The organism is Stenotrophomonas sp. (assembly GCF_035634915.1).
In the GTDB taxonomy this organism is placed as follows: domain Bacteria; phylum Pseudomonadota; class Gammaproteobacteria; order Xanthomonadales; family Xanthomonadaceae; genus Stenotrophomonas.
On sequence record NZ_DASQCB010000005.1, the window covers coordinates 332,538 to 344,566 of the forward strand.

6 protein-coding genes are annotated in these 12,029 nt (G+C 66.5%); 3 read left to right on the plus strand and 3 right to left on the minus strand.

From position 1 onward, the window contains the following. Positions 1-41: 41 nt before the first annotated feature. Both VER16_RS05650 and VER16_RS05655 read right to left on the minus strand, forming a co-directional pair. Entirely contained in the window at positions 42-3,224 is a 3,183-nt protein-coding gene (locus VER16_RS05650) for a TonB-dependent receptor (RefSeq protein ID WP_324806126.1), read from the minus strand. Between the two features lie 225 nt (positions 3,225-3,449). Next, positions 3,450-6,212 carry a TonB-dependent receptor gene (locus tag VER16_RS05655; protein ID WP_324806128.1) on the minus strand — a complete coding sequence of 921 codons (2,763 nt, stop codon included), beginning with the start codon at positions 6,210-6,212 and terminating at the stop codon, positions 3,450-3,452. Between the two features lie 285 nt (positions 6,213-6,497). On the opposite strand from VER16_RS05655, the gene VER16_RS05660 reads away from it, so the two are divergent. After that, positions 6,498-7,517 (plus strand): sugar kinase, encoded by a 1,020-nt coding sequence (locus tag VER16_RS05660; RefSeq protein ID WP_324806129.1) that lies wholly within the window; start codon positions 6,498-6,500, stop codon positions 7,515-7,517. Then, on the plus strand, positions 7,504-8,142 hold the full coding sequence (gene eda / locus VER16_RS05665) for a bifunctional 4-hydroxy-2-oxoglutarate aldolase/2-dehydro-3-deoxy-phosphogluconate aldolase (protein ID WP_324806131.1): 639 nt from the start codon (positions 7,504-7,506) through the stop codon (positions 8,140-8,142). The genes VER16_RS05660 and eda overlap by 14 nt, the downstream gene beginning before the upstream one ends. Positions 8,143-8,355: 213 nt before the next feature. On the opposite strand, the gene VER16_RS05670 is transcribed toward eda, so the two are convergent. Further along, entirely contained in the window at positions 8,356-10,242 is a 1,887-nt protein-coding gene (locus VER16_RS05670; RefSeq protein WP_324806133.1) for a sigma-54-dependent Fis family transcriptional regulator, read from the minus strand. 238 nt (positions 10,243-10,480) lie between these two features. On the opposite strand from VER16_RS05670, the gene adh reads away from it, so the two are divergent. Further along, positions 10,481-12,010, plus strand: coding sequence for an aldehyde dehydrogenase (adh, locus tag VER16_RS05675; RefSeq protein WP_324806134.1), 1,530 nt, complete (start codon positions 10,481-10,483; stop codon positions 12,008-12,010). The last annotated feature ends 19 nt before the right edge of the window (positions 12,011-12,029 follow it).

Consider the following 12,029-nt stretch of genomic DNA (forward strand, 5'->3'; position numbering starts at 1 on the left):
CGGCATGGCGGCGGTGCGGTACAGCGGGGCAGGGCGTGCGCTCAGAACTTGTAGCGCAGCCCCAGGTAGTACTGGCGCCCGGTGTGGGTGTAGCGGTCGGGCAGTGACAGCGCCGAATCGACGTAGCGTTCGTCGGCACTGTCCAGCAGGTTGATTGCCTCGAAGCTGACGGTCAGCTGCTTGTTGAACTTCCAGGACATGTTGAAATCCACGTTCTTGACGCTGTACTTGCCGGTGACGTCGGCGGTGGCGTACGGGTTGCCGTCCAGGTCCCAGACGTTTTCCTGGGTCAGGATCTGGTTGATGTACGCATCGCGATAGCTGGTGGATACACGGGCACTGAAGCGGCCGTCGTCGTAGTACACCGTTGCGTTGTACGAGTTCGGCGACAGGTTCAGCAGGTCGTTCTCGGTGTAGGTGGTGACGATGGTGTCGCCACTGCCGGAGCTGAAGAGATATTTGATCTTCGAATCGACGTGGGTGTAGTTCAGCTGCACGCCGAAGTTCTTCCAGAAGCCGGGCAGGAAGCTGAAAGGCTGCTGGTAGGTCAGCTCATAGCCCTTCAACGGACCGCCCGGGGTGTTGAAGTAGCTCTGCACGTTGAACAGCGAGTTCGGGCTGAAGCCGGCCGGCAGCAGATCCAGCGAGTAGCCCATGTCGGCCCAGGTGGTCAGCAGGCGGGTGCGCTGCACATAGGTTTCGATGTCCTTGTAGAACACCGCCGCCGACAACAGCGCACCTTCCTGGAAGTACCACTCCGCGCTCAGGTCGTAGTTGGTGGAGCGGAACGGATCCAGCTTGGGGTTGCCCAGGTTGATCGAGTAGTAGCGGTCCTCGTCGAGGAAGCTGGTCGGGCCACCGCTGACGCTGGGCGACAGGTTGGACAGGGTCGGCCGTGCCATGGTCTTGGCCGCACCGAAGCGCAGCACCACGGTGTCGGTCAGGTCCCAGGCCAGGTTCAGCGAGGGCAGCCAGTCGTCGTAGCGGTGGCCGACGGTGGTGGCCACCAGCAGGCGCTCGCCGGCATCGGCTGTCGCGCTGGCCACGCCCAGGAAGGGTTCGCAGGCTGCCGACAGATCGCTGCTGCTGGCCGCCTGGCACGGCGCGTAACCGCTGGCGTCGATCTCGGTGCGCACGTAGCGCAGGCCGAGGTTGCCGCGGAACGGGCGGTCCCACAGCTCGGTGTTGAAATCCAGCTGCAGGTAGCTGGCGTAGCTCTTCTCGGTCACGTCGAAGTTGTTGTTCGATGCGCCATAGTGGCCGACGCCAGCCAGGCGGTAGTCGCCGCCCAGGGTGCCGGTGTTGCAGTTGCAGTAGATGTCCAGCAGTTCGGCGATGCGGTTGAAATCGGGAATCAGCCAGCTGCCCGGGGTGGTCCCGTCCAGCCCCTTGCCGAAGCCATCCAGGGTGGTGGACAGGTCACCCACGCCAACGCCATCGGGCAGCGCCTGCGACAGGCGGCCATAGCTGATGTTGCGGTACTCCTGCGTGCGCATGCCGTAGTCCTTGTAGGCCAGGCCGCCGCGCAGGGTGAAGGTGGGCGAGACGTTGAAGGTCAGGTCGACCTTGGCGGTGTCGAAACGGTTGTCGACGTACTGCGGGTTCAGGCGTACTTCGCTGATGTTGCCGCCACGGGCGGTGCCGTTGGCGTTCACCGGCGCGGTGCCGTAGCCCAGCCACTGCCAGGACGCTGCATCGTTCAATGCGAAGGGGAAGGTCATCGACGGCATGCTGGCGCCGTTGCGCATGTCCAGCACGAAGCCATCCAGGTTGCTGTTGTCGAAGCTGACCATGGAGAACACCGGCCGCTCGAAGCTGGACGAGGAATGGCCGACCAGCGCATCCAGGCGCAGCGCATCGTTGAAGCGATGCTCGAAGTTCAGGCTGGCCTGCTTGAACTCGGTGCTCTCTTCGATGGCGGTCGACTCGGTGCGGAAGTCCACGTTGTCGAACACGCCGTAGACCAGCCGGTTCTGCGCATCCACCTGCGCCTCGCGCACCACGATCTGGGTCTTGCCGCCGTACTGCGCGGTGCGGTGCAGGTTGGCGCCGATCGAATCCTCGCGCTGGTCCTTGTCCAGCTTCGAGTACATCAGGTCGAGGTTGAGCAGGCTGTCCGGGCTGAAGCGGAACTGCAGCGCGCCGGTGACACCCAGCCGTTCAATCTCGTGCTCGGTACGGATGTAGCGCGGGTAACGCGGGATCCACGCATTGGTGGCGGTTTCGTAGGCAGCGATGTTTTCTGCGGTTGCTTCGGGGCGGTCGATGCCGGTCCCGCAATGGGTGGCATCGATGCCGTAGCTGCCCCAGCCGTTGCTGCGCGCCTGGTTGGCGGCGCTGCCGACGCCCTGCGCGGTTTCATTGGCGGCGGGGTTGCGCGGCGTCTGCGGGTCATAGCCGGCCGGACTGCAGAAACCGTAGGTGCCGTTGTTGGCGGCGGTGGACTGGTTCGAATTGCGGTAGTTGCCATGTTCCCAGCGCACCGGGTTGTAGCCTTCCTCGAAGATCGTGCGCTTGCTCCAGGCCACCGACATCAGCGCACCAAAGCGCCCATCGGCCCAGGTATTGCTCAACAGCGCAGAGACGCGCGGGTCTTTCGAGCGCGACAGTTCGTTGTAGCCGTACTGGCCGTTGAGCGAGGCCTGGAAGCCGTCGAAATCGAATGGTCGCGACGCGCGCAGGTCGACGGTGGCACCGAGCGAACCTTCGTCCATCTGCGCCGACTGGGTCTTGTTGACCTTGACCCGGCTGAACAGTTCGGAGGCGAAGGTATTGAAGTCGAAGCCGCGGCTGCGGTTGACGCCAGTGGTGCCGCTGCCGGCGGTGGACAGTGCCTCCAGGCCGTTGATGCGCACACGGGTGAAGTCCGAACCCAGGCCGCGCACCGAGATCTGCTGGCCCTCGCCGCCTTCGCGGTCGATGGAGACACCGGCGATGCGCTGCATCGATTCGGCCAGGTTCAGATCGGGAAACTTGCCGATGTCCTCGGCGTAGATCGCATCGACCTGCTCGATGCTGTAGCGCTTTTCATCCAGCGACTGCTGCAGGCTTTCGCGGTAGGTGGCTTTGACCTCGACCTTGTCCAGGTCGACCGCATCGGCTGCGGCAGCGGCCGCTTCCGGGGTCTGTTGTGCATATGCGGCGTGGCTCAGCACCAGTCCGATCGACAGGGCAAGCACGCTGAGCGGCGCGCGGCCGCGGTGAAGCGCGAGCGACGAATCCATCTGTAATCCCCTCCCAGGGCGTCCTCAAGCGTTGCGAAGGCGTTGTAGCGTGCGTGCCTGCCTCCTCCGGCACGACGCAGGTGCAACGACTTGCTGACACCGCGGGTCACGCGTGAACGTAACAAAGCGCATGACGCGCGGCATCTTGCGCCGCAGCAGCTGCCGCGGCGTTGCTTCGTTGCACTGAAGATGCGGCGGCGTGCTGCCACGCCGCCGCGATGACGGTCAGAACTTGTAGCGCACGCCCAGCAGGAACTGGCGGCCGGTTTCGGTGTACTGCAGGGGCAGGCGACCGGTCAGCGGCGAGTACACCCACTCGTCGGATGCTTCGTTGGTCAGGTTGATGCCTTCCAGGCTCAGCTCCAGCTGTTCGCTGATCTTGTAGCGGAGGGAGGCATCGATGACCGTGGTGCCGGTCATGCCGTGGTAGCCATCCAGGTTAAAGCCGGTTTCCTGGCCCGGTGCCTGGGTCAGGTAGTCATCGCGGTTGGTGGCCGAGACGCGGCCGGCGAAGGTTTCGCCTTCGTAGAACAGCGTCGCGTTCCAGGACGACTTGGACAGCCCGGTCAGGTCGGTCTTCATCACCGGCTGGCCCGCGGCGTTCAGATACTGGATCTTCGACTCCACCCAGGTGTAGTTCAGCTGCACGCCCAGGTTCGACCACTTGCCGGGCAGGAAGCTGAAGGGCTGGGTGTAGTTGGCTTCCACGCCGTGCAGTTCGCCACCGGGCGTGTTGACCGGGCGGGTGTAGGTAAAGTCATCGCTGGCCGACGCGCCGGTACCGGCCAGCAGCGATTCGGGCAGGCCGCTGTCGCTGAAGGGACGGACTTCGCGGGTGGTCTGCACGAAGCTCTCGATGTCCTTGTAGAACAGGCCGACGCCGACCATCGCGCCTTCGGCGAAGTACCACTCGAAGCCGAGGTCGACGTTGGTGGCGCGGATCGGGTCCAGCGTCGGGTTGCCGCTGGAGATGGTACGTGCGCCGCCGGCCACGGCCACGGTCGCGCCCGGGGTCAGGCTGCCCAGTCCCGGGCGGCTCATCACCTTGGCCGCGCCGAGGCGGATCAGGAAGTCCGGGGTGACTTCAGCCACCAGGTTGAACGAGGGCAGGGTGTCGTCGTAGCTGCGGCTGACCGTGGTCTGCGCGGTGCCGCTGGACAGCGTGGACAGGCCGGTGGACGACTGCTTGGTGCGCACGTAGCGCACGCCGAAGTTGCCCGACAGCGGCAGTGAGCCCAGTTCGGTGGAGAACTCACCCATCAACCAGGCGCCGCGATCCTTCTCTTCCACGCTGCGCACGTTGTTGGCGCGCGGGGCGACGGCGAAGCTGCCGCTGTTGCTGTAGATGTCGAACTGCTCGGCAATCGCATCCAGGTCCGGCACCACCCAGTTCGACGGGCTGCCCTGGATGCCTTTCAGGCCGGCCTGGCTGGTCAGGTCCACCGGCACGATCTTCGTGCCATCGGCGAAGGTCGGCACGGCCAGTTCGCTGGCGCGGCGCAGTTCGGTGGTCTTGAAGCTGTAGTCCTTGGCCAGCACACCGCCCTTCAGGCGGAAACCGGGGCTGATGTTCCAGTTGAAGTCGAGCTGCCCGGTGTCGAAGTCGTTGTCCACGTACTGCGGACGCAGGCGGATCTCGGCCAGTTCCCAGCCGCTGGGATCGGTCGGATCGATACCGTAGTTGATGACCGGGAAGCGGCTGTTGCCACGGTAATCGTAGCTGTAGCCATCCACATCGTACTTGTCCATGATGATGGTGGTCTGCACCGGATTCTCGTGCTTGGAGCGCGAAATACCGATCTTTCCGGACAGGGTGAAGTCATCGCCGAAGCGATGCTGGCCGTTCAGGCTGAGCTGCTTGAATTCGGTGCTCCACTCGTCATGGCGGTTCTCGGTGCGGATGTCGACGTTGTCGAACTCGCCATACAGCAGCGCGTTGTCGCGGATCTCGCCGTTCTTGACGATGGTGTTCGGCTTGCCCACCAGGCGCGGCGTGGTGCTGGTACCGCGGCTGAAGGAAATGGCTTCGATGTAGTGCTCGTCGCGGGTGGCGTCGATCTTGGAGTACAGCGCATCCAGCGAGATCTCGGTGGCGTCGCTGGGCTTCCACTGCAGCGAACCGGTCACGCCCAGGCGCTTCTGCTCATGTTCCATCTGCACGTAGCGCGGGAAGCGCGGGTGGAAGACATCGGCAGCGCGCGCGGCGGTGAACGGCGAAGATGCGGAGAAGTTGCCGTTGCTCGGGCCGTTGGCCCAGCGGCCGGTGTTGGAGCCTTCCTCCAGCGCCTGGCGCTCGGAATAGGCCACCGACAGCAGTGCGCCGAAGGTGCCATCGGCGAAGGTATTGGAGATCAGCGCGGACAGGCGCGGGTCGGCCTTTTCGGCCATGCCGTTGTAGCTGGCCTGGCCACTGGCGGCGAAGGTGAAGCCGTCGTAGTCGAACGGGCGCGCGGTGCGCAGGTCGACCGTGGCGCCCAGCGAACCCTCTTCCACGTCGGCCGAGGCGGTCTTGCGCACGATCAGCTGCGAGAACAGGTCCGAGGCGAAGACATTGAAGTCGAAGCCGCGGCCACGGTTGGTGCCGCCGCTCTGGTCACCGGCGCCGACCGTGGTCAGTGCTTCCATGCCGTTGATGCGCACGCGGGTGAAATCCGGGCCAAGGCCGCGCACCGAGATGTTGCGGCCTTCGCCGGCTTCACGGGTGATGACCACGCCCGGGATGCGCTGCAGCGACTCGGCCAGGTTCAGGTCGGGGAACTTGCCGATATCCTCGGCCACGATGGCGTCGACCACGCCGGATTCGCTGCGCTTGATGTCCAGCGCCTTTTCCACGCTGGCGCGGTAGCCGGTGACGTTCACCGTATCCAGGTTGGTGGCGCTGGGCGCCTCGCTCTGCTGCTGGGCGGCAGCGCCGGCCGACAGGGCCAGGCTGACCGCCATGGCGAGCAAGGTAACCGGTGTCTTTTTTGCGTGGTTCCGAGAATGCATGCCTTTCCCCTCTCCCAAAGGTCTGGTCTCGCGAGTGTTTCAGCGGAATGACACCGCTGGTCAGAGCGGACGGTAACAGCACGCCCGGTCTGCGGCATCTTGCACCGCAACAGATCTGTAATGTCTCCAAGACGCTTGCGGGACAATGCTTCCGCCAGTTTGGTAGGCTGTGCCCAAGGCCCGTCGGTTTTACGATGACACCGATGGTCAACCGCCACGCGGCTGCGTGGCGCGATTCCACGCCGTGCAGCAGCACCTGCTGGCGGCCAGCGTAAGGGAGCGGAAATGGGTCGTGTCGTATGTTTCGGGGAACTGCTGCTGCGCCTGGGGGCGCCCGGTCATGAGCTGCTGATGCAGTCACCGCAGCTGCAGGTACATGTGGGCGGGGCGGAGGCGAACGTGGGTGTCTCGCTGTCCCGCTTTGGACACGAGGTGGCCATGGTCAGCACCGTGGCTGGTAACGCGCTGGGTGCCCACGTGCTGGGTGAACTGCGCCGGCACGGGGTCGACACGCGCAGCGTGCGGCAGGATCCGGAAGGCCGCATGGGCCTGTACTTCCTGACCACCGGCGCGGTGCAACGTGCCAGCGAAGTGGTCTATGACCGCGCTGATTCAGCGTTCGCGCGCAGCACCGCCGCCGATTACGACTGGCCATCGCTACTGCAGGGCGCGCAGTGGCTGCACCTGTCCGGGGTGAGCCCGGCGCTGGGTCCGGACGTGGCCCAGGCCACGCTTGCCGCCGCCCGTGCGGCGCGTGCGCTGGGCGTGCGCGTGTCCTTCGATGGCAACTTCCGGCCCAAGCTGTGGCAGCGCTGGGGTGGCGATGCGCAGGCGATCCTGCACGAGCTGTTCGCCCAGGCCGACATCGTCTTCGCCGATTACCGCGACATCGAAGTCATCCTCGGCCAGCGCTTCGAGCAGGCTGAGGTGGTGGCCAAGGTCGAGGCCGCAGCCGCGGCGGCGTTTGCCGCCTTCCCGCAGCTGCAGTGGATGGCCTGCACCCAGCGCCAGGCCCTCAGCGTGGACCATCACGCGCTGGGCGCGCTGCTGCTGGGCCGCGACGGCACCCGCGCGCAGGCACCGGTGCGCCAGCTGCAGGGCATCGTCGACCGCATCGGCGGCGGTGATGCGTTCGCTGCGGGCATCCTGCATGGCATCCTGTCCGGCTTCGATGCCGATGCCACCGTGCGCTTCGGCCTGGCTGCCGGTGGACTGAAGCACTCCATTCCCGGCGATTTCAACCCCGTCAGCGAAGCTGACGTACTGGCCCTGGTGGGCGAGGAGCGATTCGATGTCCGGCGCTGATCCACGCGTACGTGCGGTACTGAAACTTGCACCGGTAATTCCGGTGTTCACCCCCGATGACGTGGACGATGCGGTGCAGGTGGCACAGGCATTGTTCCGCGGCGGCCTGCCGGTGATCGAAGTGACCCTGCGCACGCCGCGTGCGCTGGAGGCGATCAAGGCGATGGTCGAGGCCGTGCCTGATGCGGTGGTGGGTGCCGGCACGGTGCTGACGCCGGCGCAGATGCAGGCTGCGAAGGCTGCCGGCGCGCGCTTCGCGGTGTCGCCCGGTGCGACGCCGACGCTGTACGCGGCCGCCCGCGACGCCGACCTGCCTTACCTGCCTGGCGTGGCCACCGGTTCGGAACTGATCCTCGGCCTGGAAGCCGGCCTGGACACGTTCAAGTTCTTCCCGGCGGTGCAGTCCGGCGGTGCGCCGTTGCTGTCGGCATGGCATGGCCCGTTTGCCGATGTGCGCTTCTGCCCGACCGGCGGCATCAGCGCGCAGACTGCGCCGCAGTTCCTGCACCTGCCCAACGTGCTGTGCGTGGGCGGTTCGTGGCTGACCACCGCCGCCCTGATGCAGTCGCGCGACTGGGCCGGCATCGAGCGCCTGGCCCGCGAAGCAGCGGTGCTGGCAGGCTGACCGGCGCGCGGGTGGCCGTCGGCCCTGCGCGACGGCCGTTGCCCTGGCTCTGGTAGATGTCGAGCTTGCTCGACAGCCGTTCGCGAAGATCAAGAACGGTCGAGCAAGCTCGACCCCTACCAAAGGCGCGGCGCGCGCGTTGCTCCGACAACCATTCGCGAAAATCAAGAACGGTCGAGCAGGCTCGACCCCTACCAGAAGCGCTGCGCGTGTTCAGCGCGCGGCGGGTTGGCCAAGGCGCCGGTACAGCGTGCTGCGGCTGATACCCAGCTGCCTGGCTGCGGCGGTGACATTGCCGTCGGCGGCCTGCAGGGCCTGGCGCATCACGTCCTCGGCGATGTCCCGCAGCGCACCCTGCGCAGGGTTCGCGGCCGCCACCGGTGCCACCGGCACCTTCAGCAGTTCCGCAGGCAGCTGCGCAGGCGTGATCTGCTCCCCCGGATCGCTCAATGCCACCAGCGTGCGCAGGCAGGCCTGCAGCTGCCGCAGGTTGCCCGGCCAGCGCTGCCGTTGCAGCACCTCCAGCACCTCGGCCTGCAGCACTCGGCCCTGTGCCATCGGCGCCCACAGCGCCTGCAGCAGCGCACCGCGCTCGTCCAGCTCGCGCAGCGCCGGCAGATGCACAACGTGGTCGGCAATGCGGTAGTACAGGTCGGCGCGGAAGCGTCCCTCGGCCACCGCCTGCTGCAGGTCGCAGTGGCTGGCACAGACCAGGGCGAAGTCCAGCTTCACCGGTCGCCCTCCGCCCAGCGGCGACAGCTCGCGTTCCTGCAGCACGCGAAGCAGGCGTGGCTGCAGGGCCAGCGGCATGTCGCCGATCTCATCCAGGAACAGCACCCCACCCTGCGCCTGCCGCAGCAGGCCGGTGCTGCCCTGCCGGCGCGCACCCGTGAAGGCGCCTTCCTCATAGCCGAACAGCTCCGCCTCGATCAGGCCTTCAGGCAACGCCGCGCAGTTCACCGCCACCAGCGGCTGGCCCGCACGTGCGCAGCGCCGATGCAGCTCGCGCGCGAACACTTCCTTGCCGGTGCCCGTCTCGCCCTGCACCAGCACCGGCAATCCCGCATCCAGCACACGCACGGCCTGGCGCAGCTGCTGCTGCACCGGTGCCGCCAACACCGTGCCGGGTGCCGCCAGCACGGCGGACGCGGGGGCGGCTGGGGCCACGCGGGGGCCGCGTGCAGGCACGGCGCTGGCGGCACGCGCGTGGCGCGTGCTGTCAGCATGGCCGTACAGCGCACGCCCCTGCCGGTCCAGCAGCACGCCGTCGTCATGCAGGCGCGACAGCGGCTGGTCGAACAGCGCCTCATAGGACGCATGGCCGATGTCGTGGCGGTCCAGCCCGAACAGCCCCAGGCCGACCCGGTTGGCGGCCACCAGGCGGCCATTGCGGAAGCCGAGCAGGGCCTCGCGCGGGCTGCCCAGCAGCAGCGGCTGCGCATGCAGGTGCAGCAGTTCGCAGTCGTCCAGCCCGTCAGCGAAATAACGATGCTCGATCTGGTCCACCGCATGGCGGCCCAGCGCCAGCGCATGCAGGTGGGCATGGCGTGCATCACCGGAAATGTCGAGCACCCCCACGCGCTGGCCGAAGGGATCGAAGATCGGCGTGGCCGAACAGGTCAGGATGCCGTGCGGGGCGAAGAAGTGTTCGCCGCCACGCACCTGCAGGGCGCGGCCTTCAACGATGGCGGTGCCGATGGCATTGGTGCCGACGGTGCCTTCATCCCAGCGCACGCCCGGCATCAGCGCGACCTGGCCGGCGCGATCGAGGAAGCTGTTGCTGCCTTCGGCATCCAGCACCCAGCCTTCCTCGTCGGTCAGCAGCACGATGCCATCGCTGCTGGCCAGTGAGCCTGCCAGTCCTTCCAGCTCGGGGCGGGCCAGCCGCCACAGGCGCTCGCGGCGCTGTCGCAGTTCACGCAGCGACAGCTCGGGCACCGGTGCCACGTCGGGCCGCGCGTCCACCGACAGGCCCTGGCGCTGGCAGCGCCGCCACGATTGCAGGATGGCATCGGGCACCGCCCCGGCCGGCGATGCGCCGCGCTCGAAGAAGGCGCGACGTGCACCACCCACGCGCTCGGAAAGAATCGGCTGGGACACCCTGACGCTCCTGTGTCGCATTCTGCGACAGTTGTTGCGGGCACTGTTCCGATTAAAAGCACATCCTGGCTTCAAGCGCGATGATGATCGCTGGTGCACTGCGGCATTCCGCGCGGGGCACGCCAGCATCCTCGCCGCCGCACTGCGTGATGCGTCGCAACACCGGCAGGGTTGGCACGCTCGTTGCGGTAGGGAAGGCAGGCCCCGGGTTGTCCGGGCCATCCAAGGAGTGCCCCCGATGAATGCCGTTGCCTCGCCCTCGACCGACCCGGCCGACCCCAGCGCCCTGTTCAAGCCCCGCTACGACAACTACATCGGCGGCCAGTGGGTGGCCCCGCGTAGTGGCCAGTACTTCGACAACACCACGCCCATCACCGGCAAGGTGCTCACCTCGGTGGCACGTTCCAATGCCGAAGACATCGAGGCCGCGCTGGATGCAGCACACGCCGCCAAGGATGACTGGGGCAAGCGCTCCACCACCGAGCGCGCCAACATCCTCAACCGCATCGCCGACCGCATCGAGCAGAACCTGGAACTGATCGCGCGCGCCGAGACCTGGGACAACGGCAAGCCGATCCGCGAAACGCTCAACGCCGACATCCCGCTGATGGTCGACCACTTCCGCTACTTCGCCGGCGCCGTGCGGGCGCAGGAAGGCAGCCTGTCGGAGATCGACAAGGACACCGTGGCCTACCACTTCCACGAGCCGCTGGGCGTGGTCGGGCAGATCATCCCGTGGAACTTCCCACTGCTGATGGCGGCGTGGAAACTGGCCCCGGCACTGGCCGCCGGCAACTGCGTGGTACTCAAGCCGGCCGAACAGACCCCGGCGTCGATCCTGGTGCTGATGGAGATCATCGGCGACCTGCTGCCGCCGGGCGTGCTCAACATCGTCAACGGCTTCGGCCTGGAAGCGGGCAAGCCGCTGGCCAGCAACCCGCGCATCGCCAAGATCGCCTTCACCGGTGAAACCACCACCGGCCGCCTCATCATGCAGTACGCCAGCCAGAACCTGATTCCGGTGACGCTGGAACTGGGCGGCAAGTCGCCCAACATCTTCTTCGCCGACGTGATGGCCGAGGACGATGATTTCCTCGACAAGGCGGTGGAAGGCTTCGTGCTGTTCGCGCTGAACCAGGGCGAAGTGTGCACCTGCCCGTCGCGTGCGCTGGTGCAGGAATCGATCTACGAGCGCTTCATGGAGCGCGTGCTCAAGCGCGTGGCGGCGATCAAGCAGGGTGACCCGCTGGACCCGGACACCATGATCGGCGCGCAGGCCTCCTCCGAACAGCTGGAAAAGATCCTGTCCTACATCGATATCGGCAAGCAGGAAGGCGCCGAAGTGCTGATCGGGGGCGAGCAGAACAGACTCGGTGGCGACCTGGCCGGCGGCTATTACGTGAAGCCCACCGTGTTCAAGGGCCACAACCGCATGCGCATCTTCCAGGAGGAAATCTTCGGGCCGGTGGTGGCGGTGACCACGTTCAAGACCGAGGAAGAAGCGCTGCAGATCGCCAACGACACGCTGTATGGCCTCGGTGCCGGTGTGTGGAGCCGCGATGCCTCGCGCCTGTACCGCATGGGCCGCGCCATCCAGGCCGGCCGGGTGTGGACCAACTGCTACCACGCCTACCCGGCGCACGCCGCGTTTGGCGGCTACAAGCAGTCGGGCATCGGCCGCGAGAACCACAAGATGATGCTCGACCACTACCAGCAGACCAAGAACCTGCTGGTCAGCTACTCGCCGAAGAAGCTGGGCTTCTTCTGATGGATTGATCGGGATCAAG